Here is a 21,400-nt window from a genome sequence, read left to right as displayed (position 1 = left end):
GTTCACGGGCGGTGTGCGCCATCATCGTCATGATGTGTGCCGCAAAACGTGCCTCGGCTGAGTCGACCGCGACTGCTGCGAAGTTCGCGGCGGCGACGCTCGGCGCAGTCGTCGTCGGCCTCGCCGCCATCGCCGGCACCGCGGCCACCATGGTTGCGCGCGCCGTCGTCACGCCACCCCGGCGCCGCCGGGACCCGGTGCGCCTGCTCCGCGTGGACAAGCAGGCGGGCACGGTCAGCCTCGCTCGCACCCCCGAGACGGCGGCACCCGGCCACTACAGTCTCGTCTTCGCTGCGGAGACGGGCCGGGCCAACGTCGGGGCCGTCGTCGACGAGTCGGAGCGCACGGTGACCAGGCGCTTCTGGGGCGAGCAGGGCGCGCAGCTCGAGCGCGTCCGGTCCGTTCGTCTCGCGTCGGCTCCGCAGCTCTGGGTGCGGGACCTCGATCTGCCGTGGCGCTGGGTCGACGTGCAGACCCCGCTCGGTGCGATGCCCGCCTGGCTGATCCCCGCGGCGCAGGCCAGCGATTCGTGGGCGATCCACGTGCACGGTCGGGGCGCCGTCATGACGGAGCCCCTGCGGGCTGTCCCGCTGTTTCGCGGTCGAGGCTGGAACTCGCTGGTGGTGAGCTACCGGAACGACGCGCTCGCGCCGCCATCGCCAGACGGGAAGTTCGGTCTCGGCGCGACGGAGTGGCGCGACGTCGAGTCCGCGATGGATTGGGCCGCCGAGCGCGGCGCGAAGCGGATCATCCTCGTCGGGTGGTCCATGGGTGGTGGAACCGTCGTGCAGGCGTCGCTCAATGCCCGCCACCGCGAGCTCGTCGCCGGCATCTTCCTGGAGTCGCCTGCGTTGAGCTGGCGCTCGATCCTCCGATACCAGGGTCGGGCCATGCGGCTTCCTCGGGCGGTGACGGCTCTCGGGGTCTGGCTCATCGGGAGTCCCTTCGCGCGCCCTCTGCTCGGCCTCGATGCGCCGATCCCGCTTGCCGAGCTCGAGATCCCGAGCCGGCTCGGGGAGCTACGCGTGCCCATCCTCTTGTTCCACTCCAGCGCTGACACCGTCGTGCCGGTCGAAGCGAGTCGAGAGGTGGCACGTCGCCGCCCCGACCTCGTCACCTACCGGGAATTCGAGCGTGCCTTGCACACGCGCCTCTGGAATGTCGACAGTGGTCGCTGGGAGCAGTCGCTCGACGAGTGGCTCGCGACGTTCTAGGACGCGAATCGGTCCCTAGGAGCGCTCCTCGACGGCGAAGCGCTCGAGCAGCTGCCTCTTCGCGCGCGCCTGCAGCGCGACCATTCCGCTGCGGCGGAGCGGGGAGACGAGGTCGGCCAGGCCGAGGACACTCGGGAGGTCCTCAGGGAGTCCGAGGAGCGCGGCTGGCTCTTGACCGTCGACGCCCTGCACGAGAGCCGCCGCGAAGCCGCGCGTCATCGGCGCGCCAGGCGGGACAGAGATACGCAGCCGGATGCGTGCGTCCCCGCTCAGCGAGACGTCGAGGTACACCGGCGACTGGCATTCGATGACGCGCTCGAACGCCTCGACCTCGGAGGCGTCGACAGGTGGGAGCTCGGCACCGATCTCGGCGAGGAGCTCGAGGCGATCGCGGGGGGAGACCTCGAGGAGCTCCTCACGGAGCAGCTCGAGCGGTTCAGGCAGCGTGACGTCGTGCATGTGACCACGGTACCGGCCCTCGATACGGGACGAACGGCGGGAGCGGCGGACGGTAAGATCGGTTGTGCCCGCACCGGGCATCTGTCACTGGAAAGTACGAGGACTCCGTGGGCGAAGGCCGCTTGCTGCACCTGACCGAACTCTCGCCGACCGTCACAGCGGCTGAGATGGTGAAGGACCTCGTGCCTCCCCGGCAGTTCGACGGTGCTCAGTTCTCGACGTATCGACCGGATCCCGAGTACCCCTCGCAGGCTGCCGCCGTCGAGGCGGGCGAGCGGTTCGCCGGGGTCAAGGCGGCCGCGGACTCCGGAGGCAAGGGGCTCTTCGGGTTCCTCAAGAAGGCACCACCGGTCAAGCCGGGCATCTACCTCGACGGCGGGTTCGGTGTCGGCAAGACGCACCTCCTCGCGTCCATCTGGCACGCGCACCCCGGGCGCAAGTACTTCGGCACGTTCATCGAGTACACGGCGCTGGTCGGAGCCCTCGGCTACGCAGAAGCCGTTCGCTCGCTCAAGGGCACGAGCCTCATCGCCATCGACGAGTTCGAGCTCGACGACCCGGGCGACACGATGGTCATGTCCCGGCTCCTCGGGGAGCTCGTGGACTCCGGCACGAGCGTCGCCGCGACGAGCAACACCCCGCCGAATGCGCTGGGCGAGGGACGCTTCGCCGCGTCCGACTTCCTCCGCGAGATCACGAAGCTCGCCGGCGTCTTCGACACGCTGCGCATCGACGGCACCGACTACCGACGGCGCGACATGTCCGGCCACGCGGCCGTCACCCCGGCCGAACGACTGGACGTGCTCGTCGATGAAGCGGTCGCCGACGGCAGGAGCGTCGCCTACGACAGCTTCGATGACCTCGTCCAGCACCTTGCGACCGTCCACCCCTCGAAGTACGTGCGCCTCGTCGAGAAGGTCGACCTCCTTGCACTCCGTGACGTGCATGAGCTCACCGATCAGGCCGAGGCGCTGCGGTTCGTCGCCTTCATCGACCGCGTCTACGACGCACAGATCCCCATCGCCGCCTCCGGTCTCGCTCTCGACCAGATCTTCGGGGGCGGAATGCTCGACGGCGGCTACCGGAAGAAGTACCTGCGCTGCGTGTCGCGCCTCATCGCCTCGACTGCCCAGGAGCAGACCGCCTCCGTCTGAGATCCCGCCGAACCGACCCGGCTCCGTTCCCGACACAGACTCGTAACACGCCGGGCCGCTCCGAAACATGATCGAAACGGCACCGCCCCACCAGCGACACGAGCCCCCAGCAGACTCGTTGCATCTCCCCACACCGTGTCACGACGACGCGTCCTCCAGGCCGCGGCACGGGTGGCGAAAGCGAGGATGCAATGGATACCGGTGGAACCGCGTGGCTGATGATCAGCGCAGCGCTTGTGCTCTTCATGACACCAGGACTCGCCCTCTTCTACGGCGGCATGGTCAAGGAGAAGAGCGTCGTGAGCATGATGATGCTCTCGTTCGGGGCGCTCGGCCTCGTCGCCGTGCTGTGGATTCTGTACGGCTACAACATGTCGTCCGTGTCGGGCGACTCCTTCTTCCAGTTCGCTGGGGATCCGCTCTCTGACTTCGCACTGACCAATCTCATCCAGGACAGCAACGCGACGGCCGGTGCGGCCTACGGCGGCACGTTCGCCATCATCACGACCGCCCTGATCTCCGGGGCCATCGCGGACCGCGCCAAGTTCGGTTCCTGGATGCTCTTCGCCGGCATCTTCGCCACGTTCGTCTACTTCCCCGTCGCAGCGTGGGTCTGGGGCGGCGGCTGGATCATGCAGCTCGGCGCTCAGCTCGGCTTCGAGGGCATCGAGGTCATTGACTACGCAGGTGGAACCGCCGTGCACATCAACGCAGGAGCGGCAGCACTCGCACTCGCACTGGTCCTCGGCAAGCGCGTCGGCTTCGCGAAGGGCATCACGCAGCCCCACAACGTGCCACTCGTGCTCCTGGGCACGGCGATCCTGTGGTTCGGGTGGTTCGGCTTCAACGTCGGCGCCGCATGGGGCGACCTCGGCGGCTCGGAATTCCCCGGCCCCGGACTGCTCTTCATCAACACGATCGCCGCTCCCGCCGCGGGCATCCTCGGCTGGATCATGGTCGAGAAGCTGCGCAACGGCAAGGCGACGTCCATCGGCGCCGCATCCGGTGCCATCGCGGGCCTCGTCGCCATCACGCCGGCGTGCGCCGTGCTGACGCCGGGCTGGGCGCTCCTCCTCGGCCTCGTCTCCGGCGGCCTCTGCGCGTTCGCCATTGAGCTGAAGTTCAAGCTCGGTTTCGATGACTCGCTCGACGTCGTCGGTCTGCACCTCGTCGGCGGTCTCGTCGGATCCATCTGGCCTGGTCTCTTCGCCTTCGACACCGGCCTCTTCACCGGCGGCGGAGTCGAGCAGCTCATCGTCCAGCTCATCGCATCGCTCGGTGTCCTCCTCTACTCCTTCGGTGTGAGCTTCCTCGTGGCCTGGGCCATCCAGAAGACCATCGGCTTCCGGGTGCGCCACGAGGATGAAGTGGCCGGCGTCGACGTGGTCGTGCACGGCGAGACCGGTTACGCGCTGTCCCGCTGATCACGCGGACGGCCTTCGGGGGCCGTGCATCCACTCTCCTGTGGATGCACGGCCCCCGTTCTCATGCGCCGCCACCCAGGAGGGGCGTTCGGGAACCGATACGGTTGACCCATGAGTGCCCCCGTGATCGCTGCAATCGTCGCCGTGGTCCTCGCGATCATCGGCATCATCGGCATCATCGTGCCGGTGCTGCCCGGCAGCATCACCATCGTCATCGGCTTCCTCGTGTGGGCGATCTTCGCTGGCACCTGGCCCGTCTGGGTTGCCTTCGGGGTCGGGGCGGCGCTGCTCATCACCGGCATGATCATCGGCTGGGTGCTCACGGGGCGCGGGCTCAAGAAGAAACAGGTCCCGAACCGCTCGGTGCTCATCGGCCTCGCAGCCGGCATCGTCGGCCTGTTCGTGCTCCCGGCGTTCGGCCTTCCGATCGGCTTCGCGGTCGGCCTCGTGGCCTCTGAGTATGCACGGGTACGCGAGTTCCACGAGGCCCTGGACTCGAGCTGGACCGCGGTCAAGGCGCTTGGGCTCGGCATGGTCATCGAGCTCATGTGCGCGCTGGTCGCCACGACCATCCTCGCGCTGTCGATCTTCATCCAGTTCGTCTGGCTCTGAGTTTCCTGAGCGACCCGGGCAGTTCTGACTTCGACTTTCGGCGGGATCGTCTTACTCTTAGGGAAGCTGTGCGCGGAATGCGCGCCACAGCAGAACGTCGTAGAGGAGCCGTATGTCGAACGGGGAGACCTCGAACGCCATACTGGCGTTCGTCAAGAAGCGCCCGGGTGAGCTCGCCGCCGCGACGATGAGCGTCATTGCCGTGGGGGCGGTCGTTGCTGCCCTGACGGTCACGAACGGCCAGGGGGGCGACGTCGCGGCGCCCGTCGAGACCGTGGCCGTCCCTGCGACGACGAGCGCTACCGTGGCGAGTGCCAGCTCCAGTGACGTCGTCAACCTGCACATGCTGGCCCAGCCGCTCGCGAGCCTTCCGTCTGAGCGGGTCGGAACGGCCGAGAAGGCTGCGTTGGAAGATGCCCTCGGCCAGGTCAAGGATGCGCTGAGTTCGACGTCGTCAGCGTCGAACGCGCTGCAGACCTCCTACACCGCCCTGCAGAACGCCGTGGGCGGCATGGCGACGAGCACGCTCGCCCTCGGCCAAGAGCACCGCCTTCAAGTCACGCTGGCTTCGGCAGACATCCTGACCGCGTACGACGCCGCACTCATCGAGCTGGCGGATGCGGCCGATGATCGCGCGCGCACGACGGGGATCTCGTCGGTCGTTCGCCAGGCGACTGCAGCGCAGAGCTCGCACAGCGCGGCGGTCGACACGCAACAGGGTGAGGACACGAGCGTTCCCGAGCAGCCCGTCGACGACTCGGGTGTCGACGGCCCCACGCAGGCACCCGCGCCCGCAGACCCGACCACGCCGACTCTGACCTCGCAGCCGGTTCCGGACGGGGCCGGAGGCAGCACGACGCCACCCGCGCCTGTGGAGACGCCAGAGCCCACTCAGCCGCCAGTCCCAGATCCCACCGACGAGCCCGTCGAGCCGCAGCCGACGAGTGAGCCCACTCCGTCCGAGCAGTCCGGGAGCGACTCCGGACCGTGATCGCGGGCTGCGGTCCTGACGTCTGATGACCGGCCGTGAAGCAATTGCGCTTCACGGCCGGTCATCTCAGTTGAGGCGATTCTGCGCGCGCCCCTGATGATCAGGTCAGGCGCGGTCGATGCGGAGCCTCAGCAGGAATGCAAGCGCACCCGCAAGGAGCGCGGCACCGGCCGTGATGGGCAGGAGGGCGCTGAGTTCGACGCCGGTGGTGGCCAGCTGCTGTCCGTCGGCGTCCGGGGCCCCGGGACTGGTCGGCTGGCTGGTCGTCGGGCCGCCCGCGGCCGGTGGGTTCGCGCTCGCCGAGGGCGACGTTCCTGGCACGGTCCCGTCGGTCTGCGTGGGTTCGGGAGTCATTGTCGCCGTCGGCGTCGGCGCCACGGAGAAGTCGAGGCCGATCAGGAAGGGATTGTGGTCGGACGACCGGTAGACGTCATCCGTGTAGAGCTGGGTGACGTTGGAGTTGAAGCGGCTGTACTCGGTGCCGACCTGCTCATACGCGTTGATCGTCCACACGTCGGCGCCCGTCACTGCTTCGGCCGCTGCGCCGCTCGCGAGGATGTGATCGAGTGAGCCGACGGTGCCGCCGAAGCTGTACGAGTACTCGGTGCCTGTAGAGCCGGGCTCGCCAGCCGTCCGGTTGCGCGAGTCCCCGAGGTTCTCGTAGCCGGCGTCCTCGAGCACCCGCATGGGCTCCTCCTGCGAGTAGCTGTTGAAGTCGCCGGTGAGGAACAGCAGGTCCGTGCCGTGCTCGGCGCGTTGCGCTTCCGTGAAGTCGGCGAGCGCCTGAGCCTGCCGTGTCCGGTCGCCGTTCCACCCGCCGACGGCCCCAGCGGGCCCGGCGATATCGTCCTCGTTCGCGTTGTCGCCCTCGCCGGAGCCGCCCTTCGACTTGAAGTGGTTGGCGACCACGATGAAGTCGGTGTCCGTCGCGGGATCCGAGAACGTCTGCGCGAGCGGAGCGCGTCCGTTGATGAACGCGGGGTCGTCGAGGATGCTCGAGGACCCGCTCAGCCCGACCGTCGCGGGCTGGTAGATGAAGGCGGTGCGGATGACGTCGTCACCCGTAGCCGGGATGTCCGCGGGCGAGGGGACGTGCGCCCACCGGTCCGCGCCGGCCGCGGCGTTGAGCGCGTCCACGAGATCCACGAGCGCCGCATCGCGATCCTTGCCGAAGTCCGAGGAGTCCTCGATCTCCTCGAGCGCGACGATGTCGGCGTCGAGCTGGTTGATCGCGGCGACGATCTTCGACTCCTGCCGCCCCAGGTTCTCGGCGTCCCAGGCACCGCGCGGAAGGCATCCGTTCGCGCTGATGGGGTTGCCCTCACGGTCGGTGTAGCTCTGGCTTGCGTCGCAGGAGTCGACGCCGAGGCTCGTGAAGTAGTTGAGCACGTTGAACGTGCCGATCTGCAGGCTGCCACCGACGGAGTCCGGGCCGGCCTCTCGCACGTCGGAGAAGGTGACGGGTGCATCTTCCGTGCCCGTGAGGGTCGTCGTCGGCTGGAAGCGGTAGCTGTCGAAGGAGTAGTGAACGACGACGGGTTCGCTGAAGGTCGCCGTCGCGCCGACGGTGACGGGGGTCTCGATACTCAGGTAGGGAAGCGGGATGTTCGCGTTGACCATGCTGCCGCCTTCGCGTCGCAGGAAGTCCGTCGAAGCGCCGTCGTCGAGGATGACGCTGTGAGCGGCGTTGTACTCGGCCTGCGCGACCACCTCGGGACTGCCCGGGGCTCCGACCTCGGTCGGCGTCACGAGCAGTCGCTCTCCGACGGAGAGCCCCACCTCGCCGTACTGGTTGAGCGCGTAGTTCTCCGAGACACGGTAGGTGCCGGTCGGCGCGAGCAGCATCCCCTCGTAGCGTTCCCGCTCCTCCTCGGTCTCCGGCCATTCGATCGCGACGGGCTCGACGACGTGCTCCGGTCGGACTTCGAGCTGCTCGACTCCGCTCGCGCTGATCTGGGTGGACTCGAAGCGCTCGCCGACTCGCCCGGTGACCGCGACTCGGTCGCCGATGCTGACCGTGGCGGCAGCGGCAGGGCCGTAGACGAAGACCCCGGTCGAGGCGCTGTGGGTCGTCGGGTCTGTGACCCCTGACGTCTGGATGTTGAAGCCACCGAGCCCGCCTTCGGCGTAGACCGCCGTCACGACGCCCTCGGTGGTGACCGTCTGGTCGACGAGCGGTGTTTCGGCCCCCGTGCCCTGGATCTCCGCGATCGACACGAGCGCCGCCTCCGGCGGGACGGTCGGAACCGCGGTCGTCGTCGGCGCTGGGGTCGTCGTCGGCGCTGGGGTCGTCGTCGGCGCTGGGGTCGCGGTCGAGCCACCTGCGGAGTTATCCGGCGTCGGCGCCGCCGCGACGAAGTCGGCCGCGTTCTCGTCGGTGTCGACTCCCGCAGCGGCGCGCTGGGCGCTGAGCGCATTGCCGAGCTCCGGCGCGGGGGCGGCACCCTCGAAGGCGCTCGCGCTCCCGTAGCCGAGGAGGTCGACGACGCCGACCGCATCCACGGCCGCGCCCGCGGGGAGCGTGACCGCTTCGGCCGTGTCGGCGAGGGCGACGATGCCTCCGCGCGCGCCCATCGCGATCTCCCCGCTCGCATCCGGCACCGGGAGCTCACCGGTCAGCGAGTTGCCGGCCGAGAGGGCGACCAGGTAGTGCGAGGACGGTGCGACGGTGCCCGAGAGCTCTGCCACGCCGCCGAGATTGCCGCCCGCGGAGAAGTACTGAACTGACCAGCCATCGACGCTGATCGCAGCCGGGCCCGGGTTGTAGAGCTCCACGAAGTCGTTCGAGTACAGCGAGCCGGAGTTGCCCCCGCCCCCGTATGCCTCGTTGATCACGAGCTCGGTTCCGCTGGGAGCAGCGTCGGTCGGGGGAGCGGCTGCGACGAGCAGGCCGCCTCCGGTGAGCGTCGTCGCGGCTCCCACCGCGAGGAGCTTCTGCCAAGGTCGTGTCACGTGCGTCCTCCTGGGGCGTGCGTCTCTGACGGGATCGCCGTCACCGTACCCGCACCGTCTCGCGGGGGGACTTCCCGCACGTAAACACCCGGTGAACTGGAGGACGTCTCAGGCGCTCTTCCGCTCTTTCGCTGGCGCTGCCTTCTTCGTCGCCGTCTTCGTGTCAGCGGCCTTCTTCGTGGCCGACTTCGTCTCGCTCTTCGCGGTCTTCCTGGGAGCGCTCTTCGTCGCCCCGGTCTTCTTTGGCGAAGGCTTCTTCGACGTCGAGTTCTTCGACGTGCGCTTCTTCGCCGCCGTCTTCCCCGAGGAGGTCTTGCTCGCGCCCGCCTTGTCGTCCTTGGTGTCGCCCTGCTTCCCTGCGGCCTGACCCGACGGCGTCCTCCGCCCCTTGTCGATGCTCCGGCGGAGTGCGTCCATGAGGTCGATGACCTCGCCGCCCGCTTCGTCGTCGTCCTCGGGCTCGCCGAACGTCGCGGCGGTGTCGAGTGCGTCGCCCTCCGCGAGCTTCGCGTCGATGAGCTGCTGCAGCTGCTCCTGGTAGTCGTCGGTGAAACGGTCGGGCGCGAAGTCTGCCGCGAACGAGTCGACGAGCGATGCAGACATCTTCAGCTCCTTCGCCGAGATCCTCACCCGTTCATCGAGGGATGCGAAGTTCGCCTCCCTGACCTCGTCGTCCCAGAGGAGCGACTGGAGCATGAGCACGTCACCGCGTGTCCGCAGCGCTCCGAGCCGAGACTTCTGCCGGAGCGAGAAGTGCACGATCGCGGTTCGGTCCGTCTTCTCGAGGGTCTTCCGAAGCAGCACGTAGGCCTTCGGCGATTTCGAGTCTGGCTCGAGGAAATAGCTGCGATCGAACATGATCGGGTCGAGCTGGTCGCTCGGCACGAACTCGACGACGTCGATCTCACGGCTTCGCTCTTCCGGCAGCGAGCTGAGGTCGTCCTCGGTGAGCACCACCGTCCGGTCCTCGTCGGCGTAGGCCTTGTCGATGTGCTCGTAGTCGACCACCTTCCCGCAGATCTCGCAGCGTCGCTGATAGCGGATGCGCCCGCCGTCCTTGTCGTGCACCTGGTGCAGGCGCACGTCGTGGTCCTCCGTCGCGCTGTACAGCTTCACTGGGACATTGACGAGGCCGAATGCGATGGAGCCCTTCCAGATGGATCTCATGCTGCAAGTACATCGGACGCGGGAGTTCGGGAGCCGAGTCGACGCTGAGTGTTCACCGGTGATCGCCTCAGGCTCGGGGTGCATCCTGGGCGGATGGTGACCCCGAAGCAGACGGTGACGGTTGATGGCCACCGTGTGACGCTCACGAATCTCGACAAGGTGCTCTACCCGGAGACCGGCACCACGAAGGCCGAGGTGCTCGCGTACTACGCGGAGATCGCTCCGTTCCTGCTGCCGCACGTGCGGGAGCGTCCCGTGACCCGCAAACGCTGGGTCGACGGTGTCGGGACCGCCGAGCACCCCGGCAAGGTCTTCTTCCAGAAGAACCTCGAGGCCAGCGCGCCGGCCTGGGTGCCGCGGGAGGGGATGGAGCACCGGGAGCACCGCAACGAGTACCCCATCGTGCGGGATATCGCGACGCTCACCTGGCTCGCGCAGGTCGCCGCCCTCGAGCTGCATGTCCCTCAGTGGCGTTTCGGTCCGGGCGGAACGCCGATGAACCCCGACCGCCTGGTCCTGGACCTCGACCCGGGCGAGGGCGCCGGCCTCGTCGAATGCGCCGAGGTGGCGCGACTCGCTCGTCGGATCCTGCAGGGCATGGACCTCGACCCCGTCCCGGTGACGAGCGGCAGCAAGGGCATCCACCTGTACGCAGCCCTCGACGGAGCGCACACCTCTGATGAGGTGTCGCAGGTTGCGCACGAGCTCGCGAGGTCGCTGGAGGCCGACTACCCGGACCTCATCGTGAGCGACATGAAGAAGACTCTGCGGGCGGGCAAGGTGCTCGTCGACTGGAGCCAAAACAACGCGTCGAAGACGACCATCGCTCCGTACTCCCTCCGCGGACGCGCGCGGCCGACCGTGGCCGTCCCACGTACCTGGCGCGAGCTCGCGTCACCGCAGCTGCGCCACCTCGAGTACGACGAGGTGCTGACACGGATGCGCACCCGGCTGGACCCGCTCGCTCCCGTCGCCGAGGCCGCCAGGGAGGACCGGCTGAAGCGCTACCGGTCCATGCGCGATGCGTCCAAGACCAACGAGCCGGTGCCGGCGGCTGCCCCGCCTTCCTCATCCGGCCGTACCTTCGTCATCCAGGAGCACCACGCGAGACGGCTCCACTACGACTTCCGGCTCGAGCACGATGGCGTGCTGGTCTCCTGGGCTGTGCCCAAGGGCATTCCAGCGGATACGAAGAAGAACCACCTGGCGGTGCAGACCGAGGACCACCCCCTGGAGTACGGCACCTTCGAGGGCACGATCCCGAAGGGCGAGTACGGGGCCGGTGAGGTGTACATCTGGGACGCGGGGACCTACGAGCTCGAGAAATGGCGCGAGGGCGAGGAGGTGATCGTCACCTTGCACGGCCAGGCCGCCGGAGGCTTCGGGGAGCCGACGCGGGTTGCGCTCATCCACACGCGGGGGAGCGGTGATGACAAGAGCAACTGGCTGCTGCACCGGATGTCAGCCGAGAAGTCGCCGAGGACGGGTGCGACAGCGTCACACCGCACCACGAGGCGGACCGGGCGCTCCAAGCCCTCGATCCCACCCATGCTCGCGACCTCGCGTAACACGAGCGTCTTCGACGACGAGGGTGACTGGGCGTTCGAGATGAAATGGGACGGCATCCGCATCGTGGCATCCGTCGAGCCCGCCGGGCCACGGCTGCTGACGAGGAACGGCAATGACGTGACGGCTGCGTACCCGGAGGTCGCCGATGCACTGCGCGCGAGCCTGAGCGGGCGGGTGGCGGTTCTGGACGGCGAGGTCGTGGCGTTGGACCGCCGGGGACGCCCTGACTTCGGCCGGCTCCAGTCGAGGATGGGCTTGCGCGCACCGCGCGACGTCGAGCGGGCGGCCGCGGAGGTGCCCGTGCACTACTTCGTCTTCGACCTGCTCGAAGCTGACGGCGAGAGCCTGATCGATCGACCGTACGAGGAGCGGCGCGACCTGCTAGTCGGGTACGTGCGCGAGCATCGCGGGCTGCGTGTTCCTCCGGTCGTCGAAGGCGACGCGAAGCTGGCGCTGACGAGCAGCGCTGAGCTCGGGCTGGAGGGCATCGTGGCGAAGCGGCGAGACAGCGTCTACCGTCCGGGCCGCCGTTCCGAGAGCTGGGTCAAGGTCAAGCACCACAGGTCCCAGGAAGTTGTCGTCGGGGGATGGCGTCCCGGACGGGGACGACGTGCCGACAGCATCGGCTCGTTGCTGCTCGGCGTCCCAGGCCCGGACGGACTCCGCTACGTGGGCCGTGTCGGCACAGGATTCACCGACCGACAGCTCGAACGGACCGCCCAGGAGCTGGCGTCCCGCGAGCGTGACACGCCGCCGTTCACCGACATCCCTGCGGCGGATGCGCGGGGTGCGGTCTGGGTGGAACCGGAGCTGGTCGGGGAGGTCGAGTTCGCAGAATGGACCGCCGGTGGCCGCCTCAGGCAGCCGAGCTGGCGCGGATGGCGCCCCGACAAGTCACCGGCGGAGGTCAGCCTCGAGTGAGCCCGAGGGGCTTGCGTCCCAAGCGCGCCGCGCGCGCTGGAGGCCGGGGCACCAGCGCGACCCGGCCTCCGATACTGCGGTTCAGCCGTTGACACCTGCGGGCGGGACGGTGTCGTCACGGTGCTGCGCCGCGTCATCGCGGACCTGCGTGGGCGGCTGGTCCGGGCGTTCCCGGTTGGGCTCACCCGTGCCGAGGCCCTGGATCGATTCTGCTTCGAGCCGCTCGTTGGTCTCGTCGAGGGTGGCGTCTTCGTCGTGGTCGGGGGTTGCATGCTGTTCTGTCATGCTCCGACCGTACGCACGCCAGCCGAGACGAAGGTGAGTGCCCGGCGCTGCCTCGCTCGAACGCGCGCATCCGTTCACACGCAGCGCCTAAGGTGCTGTTGCAGAATCTGACGCGTCTGACCACGAGGAGACCTCTGCCTATGACGAGCATCCGGCCCGCGCCGCCAGCCCACGCCCGATCCGCGTCTCCACGCCGACGGCGGTCGATGGGAAACGCGGTCCTCGGGGTGCTCGGCACGACACTCGTCCTCGCCGGGGCTGTCATCCTGACGATGTCTCTCTTGACGCCGACGACCGTGGAACGCGGGTACGGGCAGGTGAAAGCCGCAGTGAACGACGTCGCCGCGGAGGTGCAGCTCCCCGCGGTCCGGCTCGGGGTCGAAGGCGGCCAGGAGGAACTCGACGTGTGCGACGGATCATTCATCGAGATGACCAGCTACCGCAACACCGTCGAAGTTCCGGCCGTGTACGCGGCGCACAACAACTGCGGGGGAGACATCGTCCTGAACTGGGCGGTCGGGACGCAGTTCGAGGTCGAGGGGCAGCCGGGCACGTTCGAGGTCGTCGACGTGCGGCACACGGCGAAGCACTGGGAGACGACGGAATCACTGATCGGACTGCAGGGGGACTTCGCACTGCAGTCGTGCTTCTACGGCGAGGATCGCATGCAGTTCGTCGGCATCAGACCGGTGGCCGGTTGACGTCACCCGCCTGGGCCCTACAGAGGTGACGACTGAAAAGCAAGAGCGGGTCATCTCGTTATGTCCTGACCTACTCTTCAGGCATGATCACCGCACGAGCAAGGGCGCTCCTGGAGTTCGAGGCAGCTCACCCTGGCCGCGACCGTCCGAAGCTCGACAGGATCCGGCAGCTCGGCCTCACTCCGGAGGGGTATGAGGCCAGGCTCGAGGTGCTCGTCGCCGACGTCGACGTCATGGCCGAATACCCCGAGCTCGTCTATCGCTACTGGAACCAGCGCCGCGATCGCGCGCCCGGCCCTGAAGTCAGGTCCCGTATGCGCTAGGCGCTTGTGGTGACGCTCGCCCAGTCGGCGAGGTCGGCCTCCGCTCGGTAGGTCGCCGTCAGGAAGTCCTGGACCAGCGCATCGGGGTCGGCCGCCTCGCGAACGACTTCGTACGGCAGGAGGTACTCGCCGAGGGCCTCGTCCCAGTAGGCCCCCTCCGGCACTCGCGTGTCCGCGAACCCGACGGGAGCGGGGTAGGCATACGAGTAGTAGGCGCCCTCGCGCCCGCCACCTGGCCAGAACCCGGCGCTCGAGATCTCGTGCGAGTACCCCTCGATCATGACCTCGTTGGGGCAGTTCGGGGCGCCGCCCGGGTGCCGCGGCGCTTCGCGGCCGGAGAAGCGCGTCACGGCGAGATCCATGGCTCCCCAGAAGAAGTGCACGGGGCTCACCTTCCCGGTGAATGCTGCGCGGAACCGCGAGAGCGCCCGGTCCGCGTCGACGAGCTGTCGCCAGAACGCGTGGGCCGCGTCGCGGTCGTAGCTGGCGTGCCGTGTGTCCTCGGCGAAGGGGATCGCGACCTCCACCTCATTCGGAGCGCCGTGGATGCGCGGGTGGAGGTTGAGCTCTCCCAGCAAGGCTAACAGGCGGGACGAGAAGTCGGCGACGGACATCGGCTCGAGGTGCAGCACTCGCTCCCCGCCGTCGCTGTGCCGGCTGACGACACGGTGCTCCACGAAGTCGAACTCGATGTCGAAGATCGCGTCGCCGTGCGATTGCGTGCCCGTCCCGAGCCCGCGAGGAGTGACGTGCAGGGTCACGTTCCACCAGTGGTTGACGTGCGGCGTGCTGACCATGCGGATCTTCCCCACGATCTGCAGCCAGCGGTGCAGGGTGTCGCGGGTGTCGGTCCAGCTGTCCACGGCGAGGATCGGTCGAGTCGTCACATGCTGACGATAGCGGAATGGGCCTCGAGCTGGGTCACTCCCAGGGAACCTCGCGCATTGACTCCAGGTCGACGAGTCGCCCGCCGGCGATCACCGCAGACCGGTCCACGCGGCGCACGAGCGCATCCATCGCATTCTCCGCGTCGAGCAGCACGATGTCTGCCCGGTCGCCGACCCGGAGGTCGTGTGACTCGTCGGTCGCGCACCAGGCGCCGTCGCTCGAGGCGAGCTGGACGATCCGGGTGAGGTCCTCGTCCCTGACGAGCCCAGATGAGCGGCCGTACTGCCAGGCGATGCCGAGGATATCGCCGTCGCCGTACGGGCTCCACAGGTCCCGGATGCCGTCGGTACCGAACCCGAACCGGACTCCAGCCGCATCCAGCTCGTGCAGGGGCAGCTGGCGCATCCGCACGGGAGCGACCGTCGTCATGCTGACGCCCAGCTCGCCCATGCGCTGGAGGAGGTCGCGCCGCCGCTCGGCGTCGACGTCGACGAGCGCGAATCCGTGGGCGATGTTCACGAGGCCGGCCGGCAACCCGTCGCGCTCGACCCGGTCGAGGATGAGGTCGAACTCGAACGCGCCGAGGTCTCCCGGCTCGTGCAGGTGGATGTCGAGTCCGCAGCCGTGGCGCGATGCGATGTCGAAGAGACCGTCCAGCTGTCCGACCGGGTCCCGGTCGATGAGCGCTGGGTCGAGGCCCCCGATGTGCTCGGCCCCGTCCGCGGCGGCTCTCTCGAGCAGCTCGAGGACGCCGAGTCTGCGCAGCACGCCGTCCTGCGGGAACGCCACGATCGAGAGTTCGATGGCGCCGTCCAGGCGTTGAGCTCCAGACGGCTTCCATCTTGTTGCCGAGAGCACTGGAGGGGAACGGGGTAGATCCGGGAGCAAGGAGGCAAATGCGTTTCGGAGTCATGCGAACCAATATGAACGTTAGGTGTCAGCTGGCGAGTTGCTTTCCAGAGCGCGGGCTCAACGGCAGACTTGGTGGGATGGGACTCCCTGATTCAGTTGCGTCTCGCCCATTCCCGGGTTCATCGGGACGGGTCTTCCTCGTGTTCCTGCGGCTCGGGTTGACGTCGTTTGGCGGGCCGGTCGCTCACCTCGGCTATTTCCGCACCGAGTTCGTCGAGCGGCGAGGATGGCTCAGTGACCGCGCCTACGCGGATCTCGTCGCCCTGTGCCAGTTCCTGCCCGGGCCGGCGTCGAGTCAGGTCGGCATGGCGATCGGCCTGCAGCGCGCCGGTATCCTCGGCATGCTCGCCGCCTGGGCCGGCTTCACGCTCCCCTCAGCCATGCTGCTTTTCGCTTTCGCGCTCGGTATCGGCGCGAGCGGGGATCTCTCGCAGGCGGGCTGGGTACTCGGTTTGAAGGCGGCTGCGGTCGCGGTAGTCGCCCACGCTGTGCTCGCCATGGCAAGATCGCTCACCCCCGATGCTCGTCGCGCGACGATCGCGGTCGCGGTCATGGTGCTCGTGCTGCTCGTGCCGGGCCCGCTCGCGATGCTTGGTGCCATGATCGCCGCGGGCATCGCCGGGTTGCTGTTCCTTGCGCGCACCGCGCACACCGGGGCACCCGCCAGGACTGAGGATCGATTTCCGGTGCGCCTGCACCGGGGCGTCTCGATCGGCTGCCTGATCGCGTTCGCCCTGCTGCTGGTGACCCTCCCGATCCTCGCAACAGCGACAGGAGATGCGGCACTCAGTCTGTTCGACCTCTTCTACCGTGCGGGCTCGTTCGTGTTCGGGGGCGGCCATGTCGTGCTGCCGCTCCTGCAGGCGGAGACGGTGCAGACAGGGCTCGCAGAGCCCGGCGCGTTCCTGGCCGGGTACGGAGCCGCGCAGGCGGTGCCTGGTCCGTTGTTCACGTTCTCCGCTTTCCTTGGCGCGGTCACGACGAGCGGCCCCTCGGGGGCGCTCGGAGCATCGATCGCCCTCGTCGCGATCTTCCTCCCCTCGGCCCTCCTCATCATCGGCGTACTGCCGCTCTGGAATCGGCTGCGCCGAGCCCCGAGGGTGCAGCGAGCGCTGAAGGGCGTGAATGCGGGAGTCGTCGGCCTGCTCGCGGCGGCCCTGTACGATCCGGTGTTCACCGAGGGCGTCACCGGACCGCTCTCTCTCGTAATCGTCGCAGTGGCATTCGTCGCACTGACCGCGTGGAAGGCTCCCGCCTGGGCGGTGGTGCTGGGAGCTGCTGGGCTGGGGGCGCTGCTGCTCTGAACCACGCCCTCGGCCGAGACCGAAGCATGCTGAGGCAAGGCCCGCCTGCGATGCGCCGACGCCCGCGATCTGGGAAGCTTGCAGCGTGAGACGAGTTTCTGCCGCAGCCAGGGCGTATCCGCTGGTGTTCGCGACCCTGCTGATCGCGATGGTCGGCCTGATCCTGCTCACCACCCCTGCCCGAGAAACCGCCCCGTGGATCGTCGGCGCGTATGCGCTGGCGATCGCAGCGTGGGAGGCGGTCGGCATGATCCGCCAGCTCCTCAAAGGCCACGCCGGGCTCGACATCCTCGCGGTCACCGCGATCACTGCGGCTGTGCTCGTCGGTGAGCCGTGGGCCGCGCTCGTGGTCGTGCTCATGCTCACCGGCGGCGCGGCCCTCGAAGACTACGCTGAGAACCGCTCCAAGCGCGAGCTCACCGCGCTGCTGCGCAAAGCCCCGCAGCAGGCCACCAGGCTGCTGCGCGACGAGGCCGCCCCGGCGGGCCGCTCAACCCTCGAGGCGGTCGCCGAGGACGTGCCGGTCGAAGCCGTCGAGGTCGGCGATCTGCTGCTTGTACGGCCCGGCGCGCTCGTACCGGTCGACGCGGTGCTCGTGTCAGAGCATGCTGTGCTCGATGAATCCTCGCTCACGGGTGAGAGCCTGCCGGTCGAGCGCGTGGCGGGCGAGCGCGTCTCCAGCGGAGTGGTGAACGGTGCGAGTGCGGTCACGATGCGGGCTGTCGCGCTCGCCTCAGACAGCGAGTACCAGCAGATCGTGCGTCTGGTCGAGCAGGCCGCGGGCAGCAAGGCGAAAGTGGTGCGGCTCGCCGATCGCTATGCGGTGCCGTTCACGGTACTCTCGCTCGTCATCGCGGGCGTTGCATGGGTGGCCAGCGGGGAGGCGGTCAGATTCGCCGAGGTGCTGGTGGTCGCAACGCCGTGCCCCCTGCTGATCGCCGCACCGGTCGCGTTCCTCGGCGGCATGAGCCGGGCTGCGCGCTTCGGGCTTATCGTGAAGGGCGGCGGCACTCTCGAACAGCTCTCGCGGGTACGCTCCGCGGCGTTCGACAAGACCGGCACCATCACGACCGGGCGGCCCGTGCTCGAACGCATCCTTGCTGAGCCCGGCTTCGACGAGATGAGCGTGCTCCGGTTCGCCGCATCGGCCGAGGTGTACTCGTCCCACGTGCTCGCAGAATCGGTCGTCGCGGCGGCCAAGCAGCACGGATATCCGCTGCTGGAAGTGCTCGGAGCCGAGGAGATCGCCACCAACGGCGTGGCCGCGCAGTTCGCGTCCGACAGCACAAACGGTGCGGTGGCGACGGTACGGGTAGGCAAGCCCTCCTGGCTCCGCGAGTTCGCCCCGACCCTCGCGCTCGCCCCGCTGGAGCCCGGGGAGCTCGCGATCTACGTCGCCGTCGACGACCGCTTCGCGGGCGCGATCGTGATGCGCGACCAGACGCGGGACGAGGCTGCGCAGGCGCTCCACGAGCTGCACGGGCTCGGGATCGAACGCACGCTCATGGTCACCGGCGACGTGGCGACCACTGCCGAGCCGATCGCCGCGAGCCTCGGCATCGACGAGGTGCACGCCGAGTGCCGGCCCTCCGACAAAGTACGCATCGTGAGCACGGTGCAGCCCAGGCCGCTCATCATGGTCGGCGACGGCCTCAACGACGCCCCGGTGCTCGCCGCTGCCGATATCGGTTTCGCGATGGGGGCTCGGGGCGCGACCGCCGCGAGCGAGTCCGCCGACATTGTGAACCGGTACGACACCCTCGCTTCCCTCCCCCTGGCGGTACGCGTGGGAAAGGACACGGTGCGGATCGCTCTCCAGAGCATCTGGCTCGGCATCATCATCAGCGTGGGTCTCATGCTCGTCGCAGCGTTCGGGTTCCTTCCCGCGTTGATCGGGGCCTGGCTCCAAGAAGTCGTCGACCTCGTCGCGATCCTGGGCGCGCTGCGCGCCGTCGGCCCGCGCGCCGAGCGCAAACTCAAGGCGTCGCGAGCCAACGCAGACGGCGCACAGCGCACACCGCTGACAGGCCGAGCGAGCCAGCGAACCCACTGAGAATCACTATGGAGGCACCGAGCCATGGCTAGAAAAACAGCACCCCAAGCCCATCCCGGCGAACCTCACGACCGGGGCACCGGCCAGCGACTCAACTGGCTGCGCGCCGGGGTACTGGGAGCGAACGACGGCATCGTCTCGACCGCTGGCGTCGTGATCGGTGTCGCAGCGGCGACCCCGAACAACGTTCTCGCGATCGCCACGGCAGGAATCGCCGCAGTGGTCGCTGGCGCATTCTCGATGGCCGGAGGCGAGTACGTTTCGGTGAGCACCCAGCGCGATACCGAGAAGGCGCTGATCGCCAAGGAGAAATGGGAACTCGAGACCATACCTCAGGAAGAACTCGAAGAACTCGCCGGCTTCTACCGTCAGCGTGGGCTCTCGGACGACCTCGCGCATCAGGTCGCGGTCGAGCTCACCGCGAAGGACGCCCTCGCAGCCCATGCAGAGGTTGAACTTGGAATCGACCCCGAAGAGTTCACCAGCCCCTGGGCGGCGGCTGTCTCGTCATTCGTCTCGTTCGCGCTGGGAGCGCTCATCCCGCTCGTAATGATCCTTTTGCCATTCGGCGAGAATCGCGTCTGGATCGCCGCGGTTGCAGTGGTGATCGGCTTGTTCCTCACCGGCTGGATCAGCGCCGCCCTCGGCGGGGCCCCGCGCGGCCGGGCCATCCTCCGGAACGTGGTGATGGGCTCAGCGACGATGATTGCGACTTACCTCATCGGCCTGCTCTTCGGCGTCGCTGTTGGCTGAGCGGAGACGACCGCTGAACCCAGCTGACCGTGAAGGTGGCGTTCACCGGCCGTTCGGTTTTCCACGCCCGCGATGAGCGGCCTCGATCAAGTTGGGTGGGGCCGGAGCCGAGTCAAGAGGACGGAAAGGGCCGGCTTCGGCAAAATAGCGGGGCGGCGGCGCCGAAAAGCTCCGGTCAGCATCATCACGCCCACGGGGTGCAGTAGATTCCTGTAGCCGTCGTCGGCGCTCGTCACGCGCGTCGAGACCGCCTCCTCTCGCGTTGCAACCAGGGGTTGCATCGGGGTTGCGGTGCGAAACCTCGCGCAACCCGCTATCTGGTCAGAGGAGCGTTCCAGATTCCCGGCACCACCTCGTTGACGCGGCGGCCACATCGCGGTCGCCATCGCAGGTCACGACCGAGTTGAACAGATAGCGGTACCCATCACCAGTGGTCATCACCATGATCGACACCGTCATATGGGAAGGTGCGTCGGTATCTCACCCATTCCAGTCGCATTCGGGAAGCAGGCTCGCACCGTCATATCTAGGTCGACCGACCTGAGACTTCGGCGGATTGACGCGGGCGTGACTCCTGACGTGAACAAGGCTTGCGAAACCGCATCTGCAAGACGCGTGTGGGCTCAGAAGGAGGTCGGAGAAGGGGCCCAGGGAAGAGGCTTCCGCGACGGTGCCGACGGGTGCTTGGCGGGGTGTCTCCGGTCGGCGTGGGCGGTCATCGAATGCGTGTCGGAGTCGTGCACCTGACAGGTGACCAGCTCGGCATCGGTTCTCGACGAGGCACCGGATGTCGGGGACGACCGTCACCGGAGCGCGATTCATGCACGAACCCAAAGCCAGCAGCGATTCACGACTCAGGATCGGGTCGCTGTTCAGTGGCTACGGCGGCCTTGACCTCGCCGTCGAGCACGTCTTCAACGCCAAGACTGTGTGGTTCTCCGAACTCAACGAGCCCGTCGCCCGCGTCTTCGCCCGGCACTGGCCTGACGCCCCGAACCTGGGCGACATCACCGCTATTGACTGGAGCCAGGTCGAGCCCGTGGACATCCTCATCGGCGGCTTCCCCTGCCAGGACGTGTCCACCGTCGGCAAGCGCGCCGGCATCGCGCCAGGCACCCGCTCGGGACTGTGGGCACACATGGCCGCAGCGATCGACGCGCTCCAGCCTGAATGGGTCGTCATCGAGAATGTCCGCGGCCTGCTGTCCTCACCCGCCACGCGGCCCGCCGCAGTAGGAGACGACCATGAACAACGCAACCCCCGACGGCGCAACCCTTCGCGACATGGAACCCGACCCGTGGCATCTGGGAGACGACGCAGCTCGACCTCTACGGGCTCTCGGCGCCGTTCTCGGCGATCTGGCCGACCTGCGGCTGGATGCACGATGGATCGGCCTACCGGCTTCCCTTGTCGGCGCTCCTCACCACCGGCTCCGCATCTTCATCCTCGCCCGGCGCACGCTTCCGCACCCCACTGGCAACCGACTCTTCGCGCGGCGGGGAGACTCTCGATCAGGTGCGAGCCCGGCGAGGGACGATCGCGCTCTCGCACCAGATCATCGACTTCGCACTCCACGGGCCACCTGGCTCACTGACGGCGCTCACTGAAATTCCTCGGTTCTGCTCATCGAAATTCCCCACTCTGGGTCGCTCCGCCGCATGAGGCGGGCCTTCCTCGATGCTGGTGGTCTCTGACCACACACCAGCCCGAGGAAGGCC

General features: G+C 68.2%; 18 protein-coding genes. 12 read left to right on the top strand and 6 right to left on the bottom strand.

Translation table 11 applies throughout. The features are described from left to right. The first annotated feature begins 32 nt into the window (after nt 1–32). The gene (locus ABVF28_RS02920) at nt 33–1,214 is read left to right on the top strand and encodes an alpha/beta hydrolase (protein WP_371029426.1); all 1,182 of its coding nucleotides are present in this window, start codon (nt 33–35) and stop codon (nt 1,212–1,214) included. Between the two features lie 15 nt (nt 1,215–1,229). On the opposite strand, the gene ABVF28_RS02915 is transcribed toward ABVF28_RS02920, so the two are convergent. Next, entirely contained in the window at nt 1,230–1,673 is a 444-nt protein-coding gene (locus tag ABVF28_RS02915; protein ID WP_371029425.1) for a SufE family protein, read from the bottom strand. Between the two features lie 107 nt (nt 1,674–1,780). Between ABVF28_RS02915 and zapE the strand changes: the two genes are divergently transcribed. The 4 genes from zapE to ABVF28_RS02895 all read left to right on the top strand — a co-directional run bounded on the left by zapE (nt 1,781) and on the right by ABVF28_RS02895 (nt 5,854). Continuing rightward, complete coding sequence (zapE, locus tag ABVF28_RS02910; RefSeq protein ID WP_371029424.1) at nt 1,781–2,827, top strand: cell division protein ZapE; 1,047 nt, start codon at nt 1,781–1,783, stop codon at nt 2,825–2,827. A gap of 191 nt (nt 2,828–3,018) precedes the next feature. Next, nucleotides 3,019–4,251: an ammonium transporter gene (locus tag ABVF28_RS02905; RefSeq protein ID WP_179556664.1), complete on the top strand. Its 1,233-nt coding sequence runs from the start codon at nt 3,019–3,021 to the stop codon at nt 4,249–4,251. A gap of 111 nt (nt 4,252–4,362) precedes the next feature. Beyond that, nucleotides 4,363–4,863 carry a DUF456 domain-containing protein gene (locus ABVF28_RS02900; protein WP_211890422.1) on the top strand — a complete coding sequence of 167 codons (501 nt, stop codon included), beginning with the start codon at nt 4,363–4,365 and terminating at the stop codon, nt 4,861–4,863. Nucleotides 4,864–4,975: 112 nt separating this feature from the next. After that, nucleotides 4,976–5,854 (top strand): hypothetical protein, encoded by an 879-nt coding sequence (locus tag ABVF28_RS02895; protein WP_371029423.1) that lies wholly within the window; start codon nt 4,976–4,978, stop codon nt 5,852–5,854. Between the two features lie 105 nt (nt 5,855–5,959). Here the strand turns inward: ABVF28_RS02895 and ABVF28_RS02890 are convergent, their stop codons facing one another. Then, on the bottom strand, nt 5,960–8,806 hold the full coding sequence (locus ABVF28_RS02890; protein WP_371029422.1) for an ExeM/NucH family extracellular endonuclease: 2,847 nt from the start codon (nt 8,804–8,806) through the stop codon (nt 5,960–5,962). A gap of 108 nt (nt 8,807–8,914) precedes the next feature. After that, a complete protein-coding gene (locus tag ABVF28_RS02885) occupies nt 8,915–9,973 on the bottom strand; it encodes a Ku protein (protein WP_179556668.1) in 1,059 nt (352 codons plus the stop codon). 93 nt (nt 9,974–10,066) lie between these two features. Here ABVF28_RS02885 and ABVF28_RS02880 point away from each other — a divergent pair, with 93 nt between their 5' ends. Beyond that, a complete protein-coding gene (locus ABVF28_RS02880; RefSeq protein ID WP_371029421.1) occupies nt 10,067–12,463 on the top strand; it encodes an ATP-dependent DNA ligase in 2,397 nt (798 codons plus the stop codon). A gap of 81 nt (nt 12,464–12,544) precedes the next feature. On the opposite strand, the gene ABVF28_RS02875 is transcribed toward ABVF28_RS02880, so the two are convergent. Continuing rightward, nucleotides 12,545–12,748, bottom strand: coding sequence for a hypothetical protein (locus ABVF28_RS02875; RefSeq protein ID WP_104312004.1), 204 nt, complete (start codon nt 12,746–12,748; stop codon nt 12,545–12,547). 206 nt (nt 12,749–12,954) lie between these two features. Between ABVF28_RS02875 and ABVF28_RS02870 the strand changes: the two genes are divergently transcribed. Both ABVF28_RS02870 and ABVF28_RS02865 read left to right on the top strand, forming a co-directional pair. Continuing rightward, nucleotides 12,955–13,449 carry a hypothetical protein gene (locus ABVF28_RS02870; protein ID WP_371029420.1) on the top strand — a complete coding sequence of 165 codons (495 nt, stop codon included), beginning with the start codon at nt 12,955–12,957 and terminating at the stop codon, nt 13,447–13,449. A gap of 83 nt (nt 13,450–13,532) precedes the next feature. Continuing rightward, entirely contained in the window at nt 13,533–13,772 is a 240-nt protein-coding gene (locus ABVF28_RS02865; RefSeq protein ID WP_371029419.1) for a DUF3263 domain-containing protein, read from the top strand. Here the strand turns inward: ABVF28_RS02865 and ABVF28_RS02860 are convergent. Both ABVF28_RS02860 and ABVF28_RS02855 read right to left on the bottom strand, forming a co-directional pair. Then, nucleotides 13,769–14,659: a DUF5996 family protein gene (locus ABVF28_RS02860; protein WP_371029418.1), complete on the bottom strand. Its 891-nt coding sequence runs from the start codon at nt 14,657–14,659 to the stop codon at nt 13,769–13,771. The genes ABVF28_RS02865 and ABVF28_RS02860 overlap by 4 nt on opposite strands. Nucleotides 14,660–14,693: 34 nt before the next feature. Then, complete coding sequence (locus ABVF28_RS02855; protein ID WP_371029417.1) at nt 14,694–15,449, bottom strand: amidohydrolase family protein; 756 nt, start codon at nt 15,447–15,449, stop codon at nt 14,694–14,696. 200 nt (nt 15,450–15,649) lie between these two features. Between ABVF28_RS02855 and chrA the strand changes: the two genes are divergently transcribed. From chrA to ABVF28_RS02835, 4 genes are all read left to right on the top strand, one after another. After that, nucleotides 15,650–16,876 (top strand): chromate efflux transporter, encoded by a 1,227-nt coding sequence (gene chrA / locus ABVF28_RS02850; protein WP_371029416.1) that lies wholly within the window; start codon nt 15,650–15,652, stop codon nt 16,874–16,876. A gap of 85 nt (nt 16,877–16,961) precedes the next feature. After that, nucleotides 16,962–18,929 (top strand): heavy metal translocating P-type ATPase, encoded by a 1,968-nt coding sequence (locus ABVF28_RS02845; protein WP_371029415.1) that lies wholly within the window; start codon nt 16,962–16,964, stop codon nt 18,927–18,929. A gap of 24 nt (nt 18,930–18,953) precedes the next feature. Continuing rightward, nucleotides 18,954–19,682, top strand: a complete 729-nt coding sequence (locus ABVF28_RS02840) for a VIT family protein (protein ID WP_188551954.1) — start codon at nt 18,954–18,956, stop codon at nt 19,680–19,682. Nucleotides 19,683–20,469: 787 nt separating this feature from the next. Next, entirely contained in the window at nt 20,470–21,276 is an 807-nt protein-coding gene (locus ABVF28_RS02835) for a DNA cytosine methyltransferase (RefSeq protein WP_371029414.1), read from the top strand. Nucleotides 21,277–21,400: the final 124 nt, after the last annotated feature.

It is taken from the genome of Pseudoclavibacter sp. JSM 162008 (assembly GCF_041366455.1).
Classification (GTDB): domain Bacteria; phylum Actinomycetota; class Actinomycetes; order Actinomycetales; family Microbacteriaceae; genus Pseudoclavibacter.
Note: the sequence above shows the minus strand (reverse complement) of the source record. Positions and strands in the feature narration are given on the sequence as shown.